The following is a 20,070-nucleotide window of genomic DNA, read 5'->3' as shown; positions in this document are numbered from 1 at the left end:
TACGGCGTATAGGGAGTCTGGGGTGGAGTGGTTGGGGGAAGTGCCCAAGCATTGGATGTTGACGCCTATAAAGCATCTCGCATTACTCAATCCGAGGAAGTCAGGTTTCGCCGGTGATACTGAGCAGCTATGTAGCTTCGTACCCATGGAGAAGCTGAAAACTGGTGTCGTGCAGCTGGACGAAGAGCGCCCCATCGAAGAGGTTATTGGTGGCTACACCTACTTCGAAGATGGCGACGTACTGCAGGCTAAGGTCACGCCGTGCTTCGAGAATAAGAATATTGCGATTGCCAAGGGACTGACCAATGGCATTGGGTTCGGCTCCAGCGAAATAAACGTACTAAGACCATGTCAGGGTGTTAATGCTGAGTACCTTTATTACCGTGTGCAGGAAGACAGTTACATGAGCTTCTGCACTTCCAGCATGATCGGTGCTGGAGGACTCAAGCGGGTGCCCACTGATGTGATCAATAACTTCAATGTCGCTGCACCCGAGCTATTCGAACAAATCCAAATCGCCCGCTTCCTCGACCACGAAACCGCCCGCATCGACGCCCTGATCGAAGAACAGCAGCGCCTGATCGAACTGCTCAAGGAAAAGCGCCAGGCCGTGATTTCCCATGCCGTGACCAAAGGCCTTGACCCGACGGTGTCGATGAAGGACTCCGGGGTGGAGTGGCTGGGCGAGGTGCCGGCGCATTGGGTGATTGTTCGAATTGGCGCAGTTTATTCCGAGGCTGTAGAAAAGGGATTGGCCGAGCTTCCGGTTCTGCGTGTATCGATACACTACGGTGTTTCGGATAAGGAGCTTACAGAAGAGGAGTCTGATCGGAAGATAACTCGTATTGAAGATCGCGAGAAATACAAGCGAGTTCGTCCTGGAGACCTCGTCTATAACATGATGCGTGCTTGGCAGGGTGGATTTGGTGCTGTTCTGGTTGATGGGTTGGTTAGCCCCGCTTATGTGGTTGCTCGTCCTAAGAGTGGAGATTTTTCTCGGTACGTAGAGCGGCTGTTGCGTACAAGTTGTGCTGTAGAGGAAATGCGGAAAAACTCATACGGCATTACAGATTTTCGGTTGCGCCTATATTGGGATCAGTTCAAAAACATTCGTATTGCACTTCCCCCTGAGGAGGAAAGGCAGAGCATCATGGAACGTATCGACGCCATAATTGGTGAGTCGGAAGCTCTGAAAGACGAAGCAGATCAATTGATAGGCATTCTTCAAGAACGCCGCGCCGCCCTGATCTCCGCTGCCGTCACCGGCAAGATCGACGTGCGCGGCTGGCAGCCACCGACCAGCGTGTCCTCCCCAGTATTAGAAGAAGAGGCCGTGTAATGGCGGACAGCAAGGAAGCCCAGTTCCAACAGGACATCATCAGCGCCATGACCGCCCAGGGCTGGCTCACCGGTCCGGCCAGCGGCTATGACCGGCGCACGGCGTTGTATACCGAAGACCTGCTGGCGTACTTCAAGGACGCCTGGCCGGAGCGCTGGGACAAGTTCAGCAAGGCCAATCCCAATGACCCGCAAGGCGTGCTGGTACAGAAGGTGGTGCGCGAACTGGAGCAGAGCGGCACCCTGGATGTGCTGCGCCATGGCTTCAAACTACCGGGGGTGAAGGTCGATCTGTGCAGCTTCCGCCCAGACCACGGCATGAACCCGGACACCCTCAAGCGCTACCAGTGCAACCGCCTGCGTGTGGTGCCGGAAGTGTCTTACTCGCCACATGCGCGGGAAGCCGCGAGCGGCGGCCAGAGCTACAACCCGCGCCTGGACCTGGTGCTGTTCGTCAATGGCATCCCCACCGCCACCCTGGAGCTGAAAAGCGAGTTCAAACAGTCGGTGGAAAACGCCAAACGCCAGTACTGCAAGGATCGCCCGGTCAAAGATCCGCTGACGCGTAAGTCCGAGCCATTGCTGACCTTCAAACGCGGTGCTCTGGTGCATTTCGCCGTGGGCCAGAACGAGGTGGCGATGACCACTAAGCTGGCCGGCAAGGACACCTTCTTCCTGCCGTTCAACCTGGGCAGCGAAGACGGCGGTGCCGGCAACCCGCTGCCGGAGGACGACAGCCAGTACGCCACCAGCTACCTGTGGCAGCGCCTGTTCCAGCCGGATGCCTGGCTCAAGGTGCTGGGCCGCTTCCTGCACCTGGACAAGCAAACCTCGGAAGACTTCGACGGCAGGCCGATCACCAAGGAGACCATGATCTTCCCGCGTTATCACCAGTGGGAAGTGGTCAACAGGCTGATCGATACGACCAAGACCGAGGGGCCGGGGCGGCGCTACCTGATCCAGCACAGCGCCGGCTCGGGCAAGTCCAACTCGATTGCCTGGACCGCCCACCAACTCGCCTCGCTGTACGACGAGGCCGGGCAACGGCTGTTCAACTCGGTGATCGTGGTCACCGATCGCACCGTGCTCGATAGCCAGCTGCAGAACACCATCTACCAGTTCGAGCATGCCCAGGGGGTGGTCAAGCCGATCACCCGCGACGTCGGCACCACCAGCAAGTCCGAGCAGCTGGCCGAGGCATTGGCCGAGCAGACGCGGATCATCATCGTCACCATCCAGACCTTCCCGGCGCTGTTCGATGCCCTGGACAAGTACCCCAAGCTGGCGTCCGGGCGCTATGCGGTGATCGCCGACGAGGCCCACTCTTCGCAGACCGGCTCATCGGCCAGCAAGCTGAAACAGATTCTCGGCAGCGATGCGCCGGATAAAGCTGACGAGGAAGAATCGGTCAGCGCCGAGGAGCTGCTGGACGCCGCAGTGGCCGCGCGTAGCCCCAATGAGCGCATCAGCTACTACGCCTTTACCGCCACACCCAAGGCCAAGACCCTGGAGCTGTTCGGCCGCCCGGCCAATCCCGAGCTGCCATCGAGTGCGGATAACAAGCCCGAGGCGTTTCATCTGTATTCGATGCGCCAGGCCATCGAGGAGGGTTTTATCCTCGACGTGCTGCAGAACTACACCACCTACAGCACCGCCTGGAAAATCGCCCACCCGGATGCCGAGGACGAGGAAGTCGACTCGAAGAAGGCCCGCAGCAAACTGGCGCGCTGGGTGCGCCTGCACCCGTACAACATCGGCCAGAAGGTCGAGGTGATCGTCGAGCACTTCCGGCAGAACATCCGCTACCTGCTGGGCGGCCAGGCCAAGGCCATGGTGGTGACCAGCAGCCGCCAGGAGGCGGTGCGTTACCAATTGGCGATGCACGAGTACATCAAGCAGCAGGGCTACAGCGATGTGCATCCGCTGGTGGCCTTCTCCGGCAGCGTATTGCCCGATGGGGTGATCCCCGAGGAAGTCACTGAGAACAGCAGCCTGCTCAACCCCGGCCTGAATGGCCGCGATCTGGCCAAGGCGTTCGACACTCAGGACTTCAACGTGATGATCGCCGCCAACAAGTACCAGACCGGCTTCGATCAGCCCAAACTGTGCGCCATGTACGTGGACAAGAAGCTGCAAGGCGTGGACTGCGTGCAGACGCTGTCGCGCCTGAACCGCACCTTCCCGGACAAACGCACCTTCATCCTCGATTTCTTCAATGATCCCAAGGACATCCTGGAGTCGTTCCTGCCTTACTACACCAAGGCCGAACTGACCGACGTGACCGACCCGCAGCTCATCTACGACCTGCAGAAAAAGCTGGATGCCGAGGGCATCTACCACTGGCAGGAGATCGAGGCGTTCGCCAGCGCCTTCTTCGACCCCAAGGCCGCCGCCAGCAAGCTCAGTTACTACTGCCAGCCGGCCAGGGAGCGTTTTGCCAAACGCTACAAGCTCGCCGCCGAGGCGCGCGCCCAGGCGCTGGACTTCAAGCGTACTGCCGCAGCCAATGGCGACAGCGCCGGCCTGAAAAAGGCCGAGCACGCGGCCAAGGAAGCCGGCGAGCAGGTCGATCAGTTGGACCTGTTCCGCAAGAACCTGCAGAGCTTCGTGCGCCTGTACGAGTTTCTCTCGCAGATCGTGCCCTACGAGGACCGCGAGCTGGAGCAGCTCTGTGTGTACGCCAAGCACTTGTACCCGCTGCTACGCATCGACCGCCTGGAAGAAGACGATGTGGATGTGGGCGAGCTGCAACTGACCCACTACCGCCTGACCAAGCGTGCCGAACACCAGTTACGCTTGAGCGAGGAGCAGGGCGAATACGGTCTGGAGCCCGCCACCGACATCGGCAGCGGCAAGGCCCACGATCCCGAGAAAAAACACCTGTCGGAAATCATCGCGGCGCTCAACGACATCTTCGGTGCCGAAGTCAGCGACGACGACCAGCTGCATTTCCTCACCGGCATCGCCCAGCGCATCAGCCGCCAGGAAGACGTGATGGCCCAGGTCAACAGCCAACCGGCCGACCAGGTGATGCACGGCCTGTTTCCCAAGCGGGTGGAAGACATCGTGCTGGACGCCATGACCGACCACGAAAAGCTGTCGCTGGAAGTGCTGGATAACGTGGCCAAGAGCCGGGCGTTTGCGCTGGTGATCTACAAAATGCTGAAGGCGATGAACAGCGTTGATGAGCACGCAATGCGCGGGCTCTGATGGTTTTTCAGCGGGCTGAGTTGCGATTATGGAGAAGGAACCAGGATGTCGATTCCGGATTTTCAAAGTGTCATGCGCCCGGTGCTGGAGGCGGTTCGAGACGGTGTAGCGATACCGCTCAGCGTGTTGCGCGAAAGCATCGCCGATGTATTCCAGTTAACCGAGGAAGAGCGCAAAGAGCGGCTGCCGTCGGGGCATCAAACGGTGATCAACAACCGGGTGGGCTGGGCCAGGACCTACCTGAACAAGGCCGGTCTGCTGACTATTCCGAGCAAGGGTATGGTGCAGATTACTGCCCGTGGTCGGGAAGCGCTGGCCAACGGCCCAGAGCGCATTACCGTCGCCTGGCTGAAGCAGTTTCCGGAGTTCGCCGACTTCCATACCGCTAAACCGCAGAGCGTTGATGTGCTTGGAGTGGTTGAAGTCGAAGTTGCCGAGACCACACCGGACGAGCAATTGGCCGAGGCCCATCAGGCACTGGTGCAGTCACTGGCCGATGAGCTGTTGGCGCAGGTCAGGGCGGCAACGCCAGGGTTTTTCGAGCAACTGGTGGTCGATCTGATGTTGGCCATGGGCTATGGCGGTTCGCGCAAGGAGGCCGGCAAGGCGACCCAGGCCACCAACGATGACGGCATTGACGGCATCATCAAGGAGGACAAGCTCGGCCTGGACGTGATCTACCTGCAAGCCAAGCGCTGGACCAATACGGTGCATCGTCCCGAGATCGACAAGTTCATCGGCGCGCTGACCCGGCAGCGGGCACGCAAGGGCGTATTCATCACCACCTCGGAGTTTTCCGCAGGCGCACGCGAGGCGGCACTTGGCCTGGATATCAAAGTGGTACTGATCGACGGCGTCGAGCTCGCGCGGCTGATGGTCGAGAACAACCTGGGCGTGAGCGTTAAACAGGTGTACGAGGTGAAGCAGCTCGACAGCGATTACTTTGCTGAAGAGTGACTCACAACCCTGGTGGCTGGTTCAGCCCAGCAGGTACGAGGTCGGATATCACTGTTGGGCTGGCAGTTAGTATCCCAACCAGGGGGTAGGGCTACCTACAAAACCTACAGAACAAGGTTTCGTAGGTTTTGTAGGTAGCCCTGCCGGCCTTTTGAGTAAACAGGTTGGGTCGAGGCTACGTTTTTCGCCAGACATAGCGTGTCGATGGGCGGCCACCTTTCTCACCGGCAACCTCGTAGCCAACGATGAAGTCGTGTTCAACCAGAATTGCGAGCGCATTATTCACGGCGTCCTGCGAGCCCAATCCCGTCCAGTCCTTCTGGCGCACCTCTCGTGCGGTAAACGGCTCGGGTAATTTCTGCTGACGTTCCAGGAGCAACCGGGCCCCCAGTAGTGGGGCGTTAATTGCTGCACCGTACAACCGCTGTGCATGGCTCATCAGGTAGGCCGCCCAGCTAATTGCTCGGGTAGCAGCCTCTGCACTGACCACTTGCTGTCCTCCGCCGATAAGCTCGAATAGAAGTGCTAATCCGGCAATGGTCTGCGGCATTTTTAGGAAGTGGGATTGCAATGCTGGATGTAATTCTTCCCTCCGGCTTTTCTGCATGTGACGGGTATACCAAGCGTTAAATATCTCCTGTGCCTCCGGGCTGAACCTGAGTGCAGAACGAGGCTCATCGGGTATTTGGTCGAGCTGCTCGATAACCCAATCCACGCGCTCAGTGGCGGCTTTGTTCGGCCAGCGGTCCACCAGACGCCATTCGCGGACATCGTCGGGATAAACGGCGAGTTGCAGGCGCTGAATCAGGCCGTCATCCAATTCACCGCTGATCGCGGCGCGCACCAGCGATGCGATTCGTGACGGTTGAATGCCGCCGATCAAGGATAAACAGCATGACTCGATGAAAATGGTGCCGCGCCCAATGCGGTCGTAGGTGAATGAGCCGTTGCCATCGAAACATTCCAGGTAGAACGCTCGCGCAACAGAACCGTCCTCGCTCTGTATCGTCGCCAGCCAGCCTCCCAGCTCGTCACGCACAAGCAGTAGGCCGTTGGGGTTTTCGTTGAGCAGCTCGCCGAGTTTCTCGACAGTTGAGTCGTTGACGATGTACCGGCGCAGGACTGGAGCCTGCATGTCGCTGGAAAGTCTGTTCAGTTCCGCCAAAGCTGCGTTCTTGTCGCCGCTACCGAGAAGTTTTTTTGCCTTGACCTTGGCGGCGTTGCGCTCCATTTCGAGCAGCTCGCTGCTGGCCTTGTGCTCGGCCTCAGCCAGGCCGTACTGTTTTCGCTCCCTGGACTCCAGGGCATGCAGTGGGCGCAGTGCCTGTTTGAGTGCTGGCGATTTCATCGCAGATGGCCGACCGATGATGACGCCCCATTGATTGGGGACGACCATCCAGTCGTCGTGCTGTTTCGGGTGGATGGTAAATTTGCGACCCACCACGGTGCTGACAGCAACCACGAGTGCGACCCCAATAAAATCTGGCGGGCACTGGGTGCGTTCAGCGACATCACGTACATATTCCCGCAGATCGGCCGGCAATAGCTCGTCACGCCAGGGCATGACCCTAGACAGCCCGCTCGGGAGCGGCTTTGGCGCAATTTCCGGACTCAGATATGAGGCAAGTGCCGGTTCGGACATCTCTGCCAAGAACGGCGGGATCTGCTCGTGTTTGGTCATTGCTCATCTCTCTTGGAGAGATCCGGGGTGACTCCATCACGCTCGCTGATCTTGTTCTCCAGCCAGGCCTCCACCTCCGCGACGACGAAGTAAACGCCAGCCTGTTTGCTCGGGCCAAATTTGATGGGGCGAGGGAAGCTGGGATCGGTTTCGCGCAGCTTTTCGAGGCCGGAGCGGCTCTTGTCAAAGCAGTGCTGCAGAGAGGTGTGACTGATCAGGTATTTCTTGGGGGCATGTGTCGACATGTGTGGGGCTCTGTGTGTAAGTCGACTCCTATTAAATATCCTGTCCAGCCAGCTGGGGGGCGATTTCAAACCAGAAAAGCGCCGGAAAACGTTCTGTCGGTTGTTGAGGTAAAGGCGACAGCCGCGGATGGGCTTCGCGGGCAGACAGGCTGTCATAAAGCTGGCATAACCCAGCCAAAACAGCCCTAAAAGGCACAAAAAAGGCACTGTAGCTATTCGCTAAGTGCCTGATTTATATAGCTAATTTGGTGGAGCCGGGGGGATTTGAACCCCCGTCCGCCAGTACTCCGCTGTCGGTACTACATGCTTAGCCGTGTCTACTGATTTAATCCGCAGCCGCCCGACGGGCAGGGTGCTTTGGATGAGTTGTGTAAGTTTTAGTCACTTCGCCCACAACGTGCTACGCGACGATCCTGTTCTGTATGACAATCAGTTCGGGTTTACAGGCATCCCCTAGTGATTGCTGGAGCCGAAGCTACCAGAAGCAAAGGTCACTTACGCTGCGAGAGCGTAGGATTCCTCGCCGTAGGTTTCGTCATTGGCAACTATAGAAGTTGCAACAGTGGATTTACGAGTTCTGTTACCAACTCGGCATGCACCTAGAGTTTCGCTACCGGCGTCGAATCCTAATCGGCCCCGCACTAGCTCTTGGCTAACGCACCTTACGGCGCGTAGGACGGAGTATACGCCATTGCGCGGGCGACGTCGACAGCCGGTCCAGTCGCCCGCTTTGGGGCTTATGCGCCGCCGTTGCCGCTACTGCTGCCTTTCTCGGTTTTTTCCAGGCGCTCCAGCACTTTGCTGGTAATGGCGATGCATTCCTTGGTGTCGCCCGAGGCCTGGGCGGCCTTGGCTTTGTCGACGTGCTCGGTGATGGCCTTGTCCAGGCCCTCGGAGGTGGCGCCGGCGGTGGCCATGCTGTTGTCGATTTTTTGCAGATTGGTGGTGCAGAGGTCTTCGGCGGCGAACACCGGCGAAGCCAGCAGGGTGGCGGCCGCGAACAGGGCCGAAAGTGCGGTACCTTTCATGGGTGTCTCCTCTGGGGCCTCTGGAAGGTGGGCCTGTAAGGTGGACTGTGGGGGATTGGCGGGGGTTCAATCGGGATGTGTGGGGGGGGGCAGGTGCTCGGCGTGGGATGTTCGGGGCCTGGGAGATCGAGCGCCGCCCGCGCGGCGCATCGCGAGCTGCGCTCGCTCCTACGTTTGTTTCGGGCCAATTATTCCTGGGGGAATTGCGCGCGATCCCCTTGGCGCATGACGCGATATCGCGTCGTACAAACAAGGCGGTCGCGCGCGGCTGTCACAGGCATGGCGCGATATCGCGTCGTACAAACAAGGCGGTCGCGCGCGCCTGTCACAGGCATAACTGGCCCGAAACAAACGTAGGAGCGAGCGCAGCTCGCGATGCGCCGCGCGGGCGGCGCTCGATCTCCCAGGCGCCACACCCCCCACGGCGAACGACCCCCACGGCGAACCCCCCCGCCCTAAATACTGCGCGGCCGGGTGACGCGGTCTACCAGGTAAACCAAACCGTGATAGTCGATACCACTGTGGCTCGACAGGCCAATCTCGCAGGTACGGCTGGTAGAAATACCTTCGCTGCAATACTGCACGGCGTCCTTCAGGCTGCGCAGCGAGTGGGCGTTCAACTCGGGGGTGGTAAAGCCTTTGTCACCGGCAAACCCGCAGCAATGAATGCCTTCCGGGATCACCACCTGTTTGCTGCAGCGCCGCGCCAGGTCGATCAAGGCCTGGCTTTCGCCCAGGTGCTGGGTGCTACAGGTCACGTGCACGGCTACCGGTTCGTCCTGGGGGGTGAACTCCAGCCGGTCGAGCAAGTGAGTGCGGATGAAGCGCACCGGGTCGTACAGGTCCAGCCGGGTGTCGCCCAGGTCCTGCACCAGGCGCAGGGTGCAGGGACTGGTGTCGCAATAGATCGGGTCGAGGCCGCCGCGGCTGGCGTGCAGCAGGGCGGTGATCAGCTCCTGGCGCTTGTGTTCGGCCTGCTCGGGGTAGCCCTTGGAGGCGAACGGCTGGCCGCAGCACAGGCTGTCGGCGTTGTCGGGGAACACCACTTGGTAACCGGCCTTTTCCAGTAGGGCGCGGGTTTTGTCCAGCAGCGAGCTTTGCTCGCGGTCGGCATAGGCCGGGCCCATTACCCGGGAGACGCAGGCAGCCAGGTACACCACGCGGGGGCGGGCGTCGTTGCTGGTGGCGCCGAAGGCCAGTGGGCGCAGCGGTTGCGGCATGGCCGGGGTCCATTGGGGCAGGCGGCCTTTGCTGGCTTTGCTCAGCGAGGTGCTCAGGCGGCCCAGGCGCGGGGCGCCAAGCAGCTTGCGTGCGGTATTGGCGGCGGTCAGGGTCAGGCGCGCACCGCTTAGGGCAGTGTGGAAATGCTCGGCCAGCCAGTCGGCGGTTTTAGCGTGGTCGGCGGCCTGGCTGCGCAGTTTCTTCACCAGCTCGCCGGTGTTGATGCCGACCGGGCAGCGCTGGGCGCACAGGCCGGTAGCGGCGCAGGTGTCGATGCCCTGGTACTGGTAGCTTTGCATCAGTGCGCGGGTATCGATGCCGGCGCGCTGCTTGGCCTGGATGTCACGCCACATGACAATGCGCTGGCGTGGGCTGAGGGTCAGGCCCTTGGACGGGCACACCGGTTCGCAGAAGCCGCACTCGATGCACTTGTCGACAATTTCGTCGGCGGCAGGCAGCGGCTTGAGGTTTTTCAGGTGGATATCCGGGTCGTCGCTCAATACCACGTCGGGGTTGAGGATGCCGTTGGGGTCGAGCAGGCGCTTGAGCTTCCACATCAGCTGGTAGGCGTCGTGCCCCCACTCCAGCTCCACGAAGGGCGCCATGTTGCGCCCGGTGCCGTGCTCGGCCTTGAGCGAGCCGCCGAACTCCACCGCCACCAGTTGCGCCACGTCGTCCATGAACGCCTGGTAACGGGCGACTTCTTCGGCGCTGTTGAACCCCTGGGTAAAGACGAAGTGCAGGTTGCCTTCCAGCGCGTGGCCGAAAATGATCGCTTCGTCATAGTGGTGCTTGTCGAACAGCTGGATCAGGCGGTTGACGCCTTCGGCCAGTTGCTCGACGGGGAAGGTCACGTCTTCGATGATGACCGTGGTGCCGGTCTGGCGCACGGCACCGACGGCGGGGAAGGTGTCCTTGCGGATTTTCCACAGCTGGTTGTACACGGCCGGGTCTTCGCTGAAGTCCACTTGCTGTTCCAGCGGGAAGTCGGCGATCGAGGCCATCACCTGCTGCAGTTGCTCGTGCAACAGGCTCTGGCTGGCGGCGCGGGATTCGATCAGCAGGGCGCAGGCATTGTCCGACAGGCCTTTTACCCACAGCGGCATGCCGGGCATGTTCTGCACCGAGCGCAGGCTGCGGCGGTCGAGCAGTTCCACGGCAGAAACCGGCTGCTGCTTGAGCACGGGTACCGCGCGGCAGCAGCTTTCGACACTGGGGAACACCAGCAGGGCGCTGGCCTTGTGCGGGTGGTCGGGCACGGTGTCGTACGTGACGGCGCTGATGAAGCCCAGGGTGCCTTCCGAGCCGACCAGCAGGTGCTGCAGGATGTCCAGCGGCTGGTCGTAGTCCACCAGTGCGTTCAGTGACAGGCCCGTGGTGTTCTTCAGTCTGTATTTGTGCCGGATGCGTTCGGCCAGCGCGGTGTTGGCGCGGGTTTCGCGGCCCAGGCGGGCCAGTGCTTCCAGCAGTTCGGCGTGGCTGCTTTCGAAGGCGGCGACGCTGGCCGGGTCTTCGCTGTCCAGGCGGGTGCCGTCAGCCAGCACCAGGCGCAGGCCCGCCAGGGTGTGGTAGGTGTTCTGCGCGGTGCCGCAGCACATGCCGCTGGCGTTGTTGGCGACGATGCCGCCGATCTTGCAGGCGTTGATCGAGGCGGGGTCGGGGCCGATCTTGCGCCCGAAGGGGGCCAGCCAGGCGTTGGCCTGAGCGCCGATCACGCCGGGTTGCAGGCGAATCTGCTCGCCCTGGCGACGGATTTCGCGGCCGTTCCAGTTATCGCCGAGCACGATCAGCACCGAGTCGCTGATGGCCTGGCCAGACAGGCTGGTGCCGGCAGCGCGGAAGGTGACCGGCACCCGCTCGCGCTGGGCCAGTTTGATCAGGCCGACCACTTCATCCTCGGACTCGACGCGCACCACCAGCTTGGGGATCAGGCGGTAGAAGCTGGCGTCGGTGCCGAAGGCCAGGGTGGAGGTGGGGTCGTCGAAGCGGCGTTCGGCGGGGATCAGGCGCTCGGCATCACGCAGGAACGCGGCGGGCAGGCTCATGCAGTCTCCTCGCGGGGCTGTGGCGTCTGTGCACTACATGCCCCGGGTCATTCAGGCGGTGGTTCTTGCAGGCGTTCAGGCGCCCAGTTCGCGTACCAGCGAGTCGCGGGTGATCTCGCTGATCGACTTGGCACCGGTCAGCACCATGGCCACGCGCATTTCCTTTTCGAACAGTTCAAGCAGGTTTTTCACGCCGGCCTGGCCATGCACGGCAAGGGCGTAGAGGAAGGCGCGGCCGATCAGTACGGTGTCGGCACCCAGGGCGATCATGCGCACCACGTCCAGGCCACTGCGAATGCCCGAGTCGGCCAGAATCTTCAGGTCGCCTTTGACCGCGTCGGCAATCGCCGGCAGGGCGCGGGCGCTGGACAGCACGCCGTCGAGCTGGCGGCCGCCGTGGTTGGACACCACGATACCGTCGGCACCGAACTTGACCGCATCGCGGGCGTCATCGGCATCGAGGATGCCCTTGATGATCATCGGGCCGTCCCAGAACTCGCGGATCCACTCCAGGTCTTTCCAGGAAATGGACGGGTCGAAGTTGTTGCCCAGCCAGCCGATGTAGTCGGCAAGGCCGGTGGGGTTGCCACGGTATTTGGAGATGTTGCCCAGGTCATGCGGGCGGCCCATCACGCCCACATCCCATGCCCACTCGGGGTGGGTCATGGCTTGCAGCACGCGGCGCAGCGGGCCGTTCTTGCCGCTCATGCCAGAGTGGGCGTCGCGGTAGCGGGCACCGGGCACGGGCATGTCGACGGTGAACACCAGCGTCTTGACGCCAGCGGCCTTGGCGCGCTCCAGGGCATTGCGCATGAAGCCGCGGTCCTTGAGTACATACAGCTGGAACCACATTGGCCGGTCGATGGCGGGCGCCACTTCTTCGATTGGGCACACCGACACGGTAGACATGGTGAACGGGATGCCATGGGCGGCTGCCGCGCGCGCCGCCTGCACTTCGCCACGGCGGGCGTACATGCCGGTGAGGCCGACCGGGGCCAGGGCCACCGGCATGCTCAGGGTTTCGTCGAACAGCTTGGTTTCCAGGCTGAGCTCGGACATGTTGTTCAGCACGCGCTGGCGCAGGGCGATGCCAGCCAGGTCCGACACGTTGTGGCGCAGGGTGTGCTCGGCGTAGGCGCCGCCGTCAGCGTAGTGGAACAGGAAGGGGGGCAGCTTGCGTTGGGCCGCGGCGCGATAGTCGGTAGAGGCAGAAATGATCATGGATTCTCGCAGCGTTGCTTGTGGGAGTGCCGGGCGCGCGACGGCGCCCGGCCCCTTTCACTTTAGTGATGAACCAGCATGCCGGTCAGCCAGTAAGCCTGGATCAGGGTGATCAGGCCGACGATGGTGGCGAAGAACAGGCTGTGCTTGACGGTGAAGCGGAACAGGTCGGATTCCTTGCCGACCAGGCCGGTAGCGGCGCAGGCCACGGCGATCGATTGCGGCGAGATCATCTTGCCGGTTACGCCGCCGCTGGTGTTGGCCGCCACCAGCAGGGTGTCGTTGACCCCGATCTGGTGCGCGGTGGTGGCCTGCAGCGAGCTGAACAGGGCGTTGGACGAGGTGTCCGAGCCGGTCAGGAACACGCCCAGCCAGCCGAGGAACGGCGAGAAGAACGGGAACGCGGCGCCGGTACCGGCCAGCACCAGGGCCATGGTCGAGGACATGCCTGAGTAGTTGGTGACGAAGGCGAAGGCCAACACCATGCCGATCGACAGAATCGGCCAGCGCAGTTCCCAGAAGGTTTCTTTGAAAGTGGTAAGACCAGTTTTGAAATTGATCTTCAGCACCGCCATCGAGATCAGCGCCGAGAGGAAGATCGCGGTGCCGGTGGCGGAGATCGGGTCGAGCTTGAACACCGCTGGCATGGCGGCTGGCGCGGCAACGATCGGTGCGGTCTTGATCACCAGTTGGTCGAGGTGCGGGATGGCGAAGTTGAACACGAAGTTGTACATCGCGCCGCCCGGAGCGAAAGCCGCCTTGAACGGCTTCAAGGTCCAGATGGTGACCAGTACGGTGAGGATCAGGAACGGCGACCAGGCCTTGAAGATCTCGCCAAAGCTGTACGGGCTAGGCTGGCTGCCGCTTGGCTGCACAACGGCTGCGCCGACACTGCCTTTGGCCTCGCTGAACGCGCGCTTGGGCTGCCAGACTTTCAGGAACAGGGTGAGGCAGATCAGGCTGGCCAGTGCCGAGGTGATGTCTGGCAGTTCCGGGCCGATGAAGTTCGAGGTGAAGTACTGGGTGACGGCAAAGCTCAGGCCGGCGACCAGGGCGGCAGGCCAGGTTTCCTTCACGCCACGCAGGCCGTCCATCATGAACACCAGCCAGAACGGCACGAACAGCGACAGCAACGGCAGCTGGCGGCCGGTCATGGCGCCGATGTGGAAGGCGTCGATACCGGTAACCTGGCCGGCCACGATGATCGGGATGCCCAGGGCGCCGAAGGCCACTGGCGCGGTGTTGGCGATCAGGCACAGGCCGGCAGCGTACAGCGGGTTGAAGCCCAGGCCCACCAGCAGTGCGGCAGTGATGGCCACCGGTGCGCCAAAGCCCGCCGCACCTTCGAGGAAGGCGCCGAAGCAGAAGCCGATCAACAGCACTTGCAGGCGCTGGTCGTCGGTAATCGACAGCACCGAGCTGCGGATCACTTCGAACTGGCCGCTCTTGACCGTGAGTTTGTACAGGAACACCGCGGCAACGATGATCCAGGCAATTGGCCAGAGGCCGTAGAGGAAGCCGTAACCCGCGGCGGCGAGGGCCATGTCGACAGGCATCTGGAAGGCGAAGATCGCCACCAGGATCGACAGCGCGAGGGTGATGCTGCCCGCTACGTGGCCCTTGAGGCGGAACACGGCGAGGGCCAGGAAGAAGAACACGATAGGGATGACCGCCGCCAGTGCGGACAGGCCGAGACTACCAAGCGGGGTATAGAGTTGTTGCCAGGTTTGCATATGGGGTGGCCCCTAATTGTTGTTGGTCAGGCACTGGCATTGGATAATTGGTAAGACCAATTTACAATGGCTGGACGCTAGGTTAAAAGCGCTGTCGTGGGTGTGTCAATTTGTCCTGTGCAAAACTTTGGTCGCGTACCGATGAGCGGGCATCTGATGTGCTGGGAAAATCGCGGCTTGATGGGTGTTTGCGTGGCCTGGATCGGCGAGAATAGACACCCCCTGACATTTGCCCGGGGGTTTGTGGAGAGCATGTGATGGTTTTTGATCAGGTACGCCAGCGGCGCCTGTCCGACGACATTGTCGATCGGCTGGAAGGGATGATTCTGGAAGGCACGCTGACCTCGGGGCAGCGGCTGCCGGCCGAGCGCGTCCTGGCCGAGCAGTTTGGTGTGTCCCGCCCGTCACTGCGTGAGGCGATCCAGAAGCTGGTGGCCAAGGGGCTGCTGGTCAGCCGTCAGGGCGGGGGCAATTTTGTGGCGGAGTCGTTGGGGTCCACCTTCAGCGACCCGTTGCTGCAGTTGCTCGAGCACAGTGCCGAAGCGCAGCGTGACCTGCTCGAGTTTCGCCATACCCTGGAGGCGTCCTGTGCCTACTACGCTGCCCAGCGTGCCACCGAGCCGGACCGGGCGCGCTTGAAGGCGGCCTTCGATACGCTGCAGGACTGCTATGCCAGGTTCGACGAGGTAACCCGTGCGGAGGAGGGCGCGGCTGATGCGCGCTTCCACCTGGCGATCGCCGAGGCCAGCCATAACGCGGTGTTGCTGCACACCATCCGGGGGTTGTTCGACCTGCTCAAGCGCAACGTGGTGACCAACATCGGCGGCATGTACCAGCAGCGCACCGAAACCCGTGACATGCTGATCAGTCAGCACCGGGAACTGTACCTGGCGATTGTCGAGGGCAGGGCGGAGGATGCGCGGGAGGTGTCCAGCCGGCACATTTTGTATGTGCAGGAGGTGCTGGAAGAAGCGCACGAGGAAGCTCAGCGGGTGGCGCGGGCGGAGCGGCGCAGCGGGCGCTGAGACTTTTATGGGCAGTACCTGCCTCTTCGCGGGCAAGCCCGCTCCCACAGGATAAGCGCCGGGCTTGAGACTGGTGCCCTTCCTGTGGGGCGGGCGTGCCCGCGAAGAGGCCGGAACAGGCTAAAGACCGATTAGTCTTCCTTGCCCTTGTTCCGCACAGCCCGCTGCAGCTCGCGGTTGGAATCGCGTTCGCGCATGGTGTCGCGCTTGTCGAATTCCTTCTTGCCCTTGCCCAGTGCGATTTCGCACTTGATCAGGTGCTTGCTCCAGTACAGCGCCAAAGCCACGCAGGTGTAGCCTTTTTGCGCCACAGCCGCTTCCACGCGCTCTAGCTCGCGCTTGTTCAGCAGCAGCTTGCGGGTGCGTGTAGGGTCGGCGATGACGTGGGTGCTGGCCGTGGTCAGCGGGGTGATGTGGCTGCCGAACAGCCAGGCTTCACCGTCCTTGAGCAGCACGTAGCTGTCAGTCAGGTGCGCCTTGCCGGCTCGCAGGCTTTTTACTTCCCAGCCGGACAGGACCAGCCCGGCCTCGAACTTGTGTTCGATGAAGTAATCGTGTCGCGCTTTCTTGTTTTGCGCGATGGTCCCGGTCGGATGTTTTTTTTGCTTAGCCATAGGGGCGGCATTATAGGCAAGTCCGCGCGTCGTCCGCTATGGGATTTCGGTGTGCTTGAGCCACTGGAATGAATACCGGACAATACAAACCCTGTCATACGCACAGAACCTGTTTTCGGCACGCTGCGAAGCGTCGCCACCCAGCCTTGGAAGTGACGCCTGGATGACTACCCATATTCAACGCTCCGCCCTGCTGCCATACCCCGCCCAGGCGCTTTACGATCTGGTCAACGATGTGGCCAGCTACCCTGAGTTTTTGCCGTGGTGCTCGGCCTCGACGGTGATCGAAACCAGCGATACACACATGCGTGCCAAGCTCGAAGTGGCCAAGGGTGGCATGAGCCAGCACTTCGTTACGCGCAACGTGCTGGTGCCGGGGCAGTCCATCGAGATGAACCTCGAAGAAGGGCCATTCACCCAGCTGCATGGTGTTTGGGTGTTCAAGCCACTGGGTGAAAAGGCCTGCAAGATCAGCCTGGACCTGTCCTTCGATTACGCCGGGCCGATTGTGCGCGCCACGTTGGGCCCGCTATTCAATCAGGCGGCGAATACGCTGGTCGATGCGTTCTGCCAGCGTGCCAAGCAACTGAATGCCTGACGGATAAGGCGCAAAAAAAGCCCGGACCAGGTCCGGGCTTTTTTGCATCTGCTGTTCCCGCTTAGCGGGTTTCCAGCGGTGCTGGGGTCGGGACCGGAGTGGTCTCGATGGTGTCGATCTCGCGCTGGATGGCCTCTTCGGTCGAACCTGGCTTGGCCGGTTTTTCTTCAGGTTGCGCTGCCGGTTGTTCGGTCTGGCCTGGCTCGGTGGCCGGGCTGACGGTGGTGTCGCTGCTGCCACCGAGGATTTCCTGATCGCGGCTGACGCCTGGCATGAAGTCGCCAGACAGGCTGACCAGTTGATCGCTTTCGTTGAAAAATACACTCATGCGTTCTTGCTGGCGCTTACCGCCACCAGGCTGCAGGCTGTACAGGTAATCCCAGCGATTGGTGTTGAAAGTGTCCTGAATCAGCGGGTTGCCCATAATAAACCTTACTTGCCGGCGGGTCATTCCCGGGCGTAATTGGTCTATCATGTCTTGCGTGACGACATTGCCCTGCTGGATGTCGATTTTGTAAACCCCGGGAAACGAGCAACCGGCGAGTGCGAGCAGTCCCACTAGGGTGAGGCTGGTTAGCAAGAGCTTGGTGTTTTGCATCGGTGGGCGACTTCCACTATCTTGGCTGGACAACGTAAACCCCGATCATACCCGTATTAAGAGAAGCTGCGAAGCAGCATCGGCGAGAAAGCTGACCATGGTTGAAAATAGCGAATTGCGCAAAGCCGGTCTCAAGGTGACCCTGCCTCGAGTCAAGATCCTTCAGATGCTCGACTCTACCGAGCAGCGTCACATGAGTGCAGAGGATGTCTACAAGGCGCTGATGGAGGCTGGCGAGGACGTAGGCCTGGCCACCGTCTATCGCGTGCTGACCCAGTTCGAGGCGGCGGGTCTGGTGGTTCGCCACAACTTCGACGGCGGTCATGCAGTGTTCGAACTGGCCGATGGCGGTCACCACGACCACATGGTGAACGTGGATACCAGTGAAGTCATCGAATTCATGGATGCCGAGATCGAGAAGCGCCAGCGCGAAATCGTGGCCGAGCATGGCTTCGAGCTGGTGGACCACAATTTGGTCCTGTACGTGCGTAAGAAGAAGTAACGATTTTTCGTTATGAATAGCAAAGGCGACCTTCGGGTCGCCTTTGTGCTTTCTGGGATTGAACGATGTGTTGTCTGTGCCGGCCTCTTCGCGGGCACGCCCGCTCCCACAGGGTGATCACAGGATCTGAAACCTGAGGTGTACCTGTGGGAGCGGGCGTGCCCGCGAATCGTCCTGGAAAAGAAGGGTCAGGCCTTGCCGCTCACCACCATCTTGCGCGCATGGGCCAGGGACTCCTTGGTCAGGTCGATGCCGCCGAGCATCCGCGCCACTTCTTCCACGCGCTCACGCTTGCCAAGGCTAGCCACGGCGGTGTGGGTGGTGTCGCTGTTGCGCACCTTGTGCACGAACAAATGGTGATGCCCCTGCGCCGCCACCTGCGGCAGGTGGGTCACGGTCAGTACCTGCCCGCGCTCGCCCAGGCGCCGCAGCAATTGGCCGACGATTTCTGCCGTGGGCCCGCCAATACCCACGTCGACTTCGTCGAACACCAGGGTAGGAATGCGCGAGGTCTGCGCGGTAATGACCTGGATCGCCAGGCTGATACGCGACAGTTCGCCACCCGACGCCACCTTTGCCAGGCCCTTGAGCGGCTGGCCCGGGTTGGCACTGACCAGCAGTTCGATCTGCTCCAGGCCATGGGGTGACAGGTCTGTGCCTTCGTTGGGTGTCAGCTCTATGCAGAAGCGACCGCCAGGCATGCCCAGACGCTGGATTTCCTGCTCCACCGCGCCCGCCAGCTGCTGCGCCGCTTGCTGGCGCAGGCCGCTGAGCTCACGGGCTTTCTCTTTATAGTGCTGGGCAAAGGCGCCAAGCTCTTCGCCCAGCCGCTCGATCGACTCGTCGCTGGCATTAAGGCCTTCCAGCTCTTCCATCAATTGCTGTTGCAGGTGGGGCAGTTCGGTGGGATGCACCCGGTGTTTGCGTGCCAGGGTATAGATGGTATCCAGGCGCTCTTCTAGGGCTTGCAGGCGCATCGGGTCGGCGTCGAAGTTGTCGAGGAAGCGGTTGAGTTCGCCCACGGCTTCCTCGACCTGGATCTGCGCGCTGGCAATCAGGTTGGCCGCTTCGCTCAGCGCCTTGGGCGAGTTGGTGGCGGCACCCAGGCGGTTGAGGCTGAAGGTGAGGGCGCTCAGCACATTGCCCGAATCGCTCTCGCTGCATTGGTCGATAACCTGGCGGCAGATGCCGAACAGGGCCTCGGCGCTGGTCAGGTTCTTGTGTTCCTGTTCCAGCTGCTCCAGTTCGTGCTCGCCCAGGCCGAGGTTGTCCAGTTCTTCCAGTTGGTAACTGAGCAACTGGTGGCGGGCGCGCTGCTCGTCGCCCGAGTTGGACAGGCGCTCCAGCTCCAGGCGGGTCTGGTTCCAGCGCTTGGCTGCAAGCTGGACCTGGCGGGCCAGGTCGACGGCGCCGGCATATTCGTCAAGCAGGCGGCGGTGGGTGTCGGTCTTGAGCAGTGACTGGTGTTCGTGCTGGCTGTGGATATCGATCAGCAGTTCGCCCAGCGCCTTGAGGTCGCCGAGCGGGCAGGGCGTGCCGTTGATGTAGCCGCGGCTGCGGCCTTCGGCGGTGATCACCCGGCGCAAGATGCACAGGCCTTCGTTGTCCAGGTCGCGCTCGGCCAGCCAGGTATGCGCTTCGGGAATGTCCACCAGGTCGAAGGTGGCCAGGATGTCCGCCTTGTCGGTGCCGGGGCGCACCACGCCGCTGTCGGCACGGTCGCCCAGGGCAAGGCCGAGGGCGTCTAGCATGATCGATTTGCCGGCACCGGTCTCGCCGGTGATGACGGACATGCCACGGGCGATTTCGAGGTCGAGGTGCTCGACGATGGCGTAGTTGTGAATGGACAGGTGCACCAGCATGGGGGCGGCTCCCGGAAGTCAGGTCTGGTTATTTATACAGTACTTTTTTCAGGCCTGCCAATGCCCCTTCGCAGATTCTGTTGCAGCCTTGAAAACCACCTTGCCCCTTGAACCTGGTTTTTCCGGCCCCATATAGCCGACATCCAAGGCGAGCCTGGCTCGCAGTCCACAAAATTGCGCAGGAGAGACCCC

General features: G+C 61.4%; 14 protein-coding genes, 1 other RNA gene and 1 pseudogene. 6 read left to right on the top strand and 10 right to left on the bottom strand.

All coding sequences use genetic code 11. The features are described 5' to 3' along the window. The first annotated feature begins 10 nt into the window (after positions 1 to 10). The 3 genes and pseudogenes from GST84_22740 (at position 11) to GST84_22730 (ending at position 5,505) form a co-directional block, all read left to right on the top strand. Positions 11 to 643: pseudogene (locus tag GST84_22740) on the top strand (restriction endonuclease subunit S). 695 nt (positions 644 to 1,338) lie between these two features. Next, on the top strand, positions 1,339 to 4,548 hold the full coding sequence (locus tag GST84_22735; GenBank protein XGB15003.1) for a DEAD/DEAH box helicase family protein: 3,210 nt from the start codon (positions 1,339 to 1,341) through the stop codon (positions 4,546 to 4,548). Positions 4,549 to 4,593: 45 nt separating this feature from the next. Continuing rightward, entirely contained in the window at positions 4,594 to 5,505 is a 912-nt protein-coding gene (locus tag GST84_22730) for a restriction endonuclease (GenBank protein XGB15002.1), read from the top strand. A gap of 175 nt (positions 5,506 to 5,680) precedes the next feature. Here the strand turns inward: GST84_22730 and GST84_22725 are convergent, their stop codons facing one another. From GST84_22725 to GST84_22695, 7 genes are all read right to left on the bottom strand, one after another. After that, positions 5,681 to 7,186: a DUF3987 domain-containing protein gene (locus GST84_22725; GenBank protein ID XGB15001.1), complete on the bottom strand. Its 1,506-nt coding sequence runs from the start codon at positions 7,184 to 7,186 to the stop codon at positions 5,681 to 5,683. Continuing rightward, positions 7,183 to 7,431 (bottom strand): hypothetical protein, encoded by a 249-nt coding sequence (locus GST84_22720; protein ID XGB15000.1) that lies wholly within the window; start codon positions 7,429 to 7,431, stop codon positions 7,183 to 7,185. Before GST84_22720 ends, GST84_22725 begins: the two co-directional genes overlap by 4 nt. Positions 7,432 to 7,677: 246 nt before the next feature. Then, positions 7,678 to 8,069: a transfer-messenger RNA gene (gene ssrA / locus GST84_22715) on the bottom strand. A gap of 99 nt (positions 8,070 to 8,168) precedes the next feature. After that, entirely contained in the window at positions 8,169 to 8,459 is a 291-nt protein-coding gene (locus GST84_22710; protein ID XGB14999.1) for a hypothetical protein, read from the bottom strand. 455 nt (positions 8,460 to 8,914) lie between these two features. Continuing rightward, positions 8,915 to 11,725 carry an FAD-binding protein gene (locus GST84_22705; GenBank protein ID XGB14998.1) on the bottom strand — a complete coding sequence of 937 codons (2,811 nt, stop codon included), beginning with the start codon at positions 11,723 to 11,725 and terminating at the stop codon, positions 8,915 to 8,917. Positions 11,726 to 11,800: 75 nt separating this feature from the next. Next, on the bottom strand, positions 11,801 to 12,946 hold the full coding sequence (gene lldD, locus GST84_22700; GenBank protein XGB14997.1) for an FMN-dependent L-lactate dehydrogenase LldD: 1,146 nt from the start codon (positions 12,944 to 12,946) through the stop codon (positions 11,801 to 11,803). 62 nt (positions 12,947 to 13,008) lie between these two features. Then, the gene (locus tag GST84_22695) at positions 13,009 to 14,679 is read right to left on the bottom strand and encodes an L-lactate permease (GenBank protein XGB14996.1); all 1,671 of its coding nucleotides are present in this window, start codon (positions 14,677 to 14,679) and stop codon (positions 13,009 to 13,011) included. Between the two features lie 257 nt (positions 14,680 to 14,936). On the opposite strand from GST84_22695, the gene GST84_22690 reads away from it, so the two are divergent. Beyond that, positions 14,937 to 15,704 carry an FCD domain-containing protein gene (locus GST84_22690; protein ID XGB14995.1) on the top strand — a complete coding sequence of 256 codons (768 nt, stop codon included), beginning with the start codon at positions 14,937 to 14,939 and terminating at the stop codon, positions 15,702 to 15,704. Positions 15,705 to 15,835: 131 nt separating this feature from the next. On the opposite strand, the gene smpB is transcribed toward GST84_22690, so the two are convergent. After that, positions 15,836 to 16,318 carry an SsrA-binding protein SmpB gene (gene smpB / locus GST84_22685; protein XGB14994.1) on the bottom strand — a complete coding sequence of 161 codons (483 nt, stop codon included), beginning with the start codon at positions 16,316 to 16,318 and terminating at the stop codon, positions 15,836 to 15,838. Positions 16,319 to 16,481: 163 nt separating this feature from the next. On the opposite strand from smpB, the gene GST84_22680 reads away from it, so the two are divergent. Continuing rightward, positions 16,482 to 16,916, top strand: coding sequence for a type II toxin-antitoxin system RatA family toxin (locus tag GST84_22680; GenBank protein XGB14993.1), 435 nt, complete (start codon positions 16,482 to 16,484; stop codon positions 16,914 to 16,916). Between the two features lie 61 nt (positions 16,917 to 16,977). Here the strand turns inward: GST84_22680 and bamE are convergent, their stop codons facing one another. Continuing rightward, positions 16,978 to 17,514 (bottom strand): outer membrane protein assembly factor BamE, encoded by a 537-nt coding sequence (gene bamE, locus GST84_22675; protein ID XGB14992.1) that lies wholly within the window; start codon positions 17,512 to 17,514, stop codon positions 16,978 to 16,980. Positions 17,515 to 17,611: 97 nt separating this feature from the next. On the opposite strand from bamE, the gene fur reads away from it, so the two are divergent. Further along, positions 17,612 to 18,016, top strand: a complete 405-nt coding sequence (gene fur, locus GST84_22670; GenBank protein ID XGB14991.1) for a ferric iron uptake transcriptional regulator — start codon at positions 17,612 to 17,614, stop codon at positions 18,014 to 18,016. A 188-nt stretch (positions 18,017 to 18,204) separates the two neighbouring features. Here the strand turns inward: fur and recN are convergent, their stop codons facing one another. Further along, the gene (gene recN / locus GST84_22665; protein XGB14990.1) at positions 18,205 to 19,878 is read right to left on the bottom strand and encodes a DNA repair protein RecN; all 1,674 of its coding nucleotides are present in this window, start codon (positions 19,876 to 19,878) and stop codon (positions 18,205 to 18,207) included. Positions 19,879 to 20,070: the final 192 nt, after the last annotated feature.

The sequence above is a fragment of the Pseudomonas putida genome (assembly GCA_041879295.1).
GTDB classification, from domain to species: Bacteria; Pseudomonadota; Gammaproteobacteria; order Pseudomonadales; family Pseudomonadaceae; genus Aquipseudomonas; species Aquipseudomonas putida_Y.
Note: the sequence above shows the minus strand (reverse complement) of the source record. Positions and strands in the feature narration are given on the sequence as shown.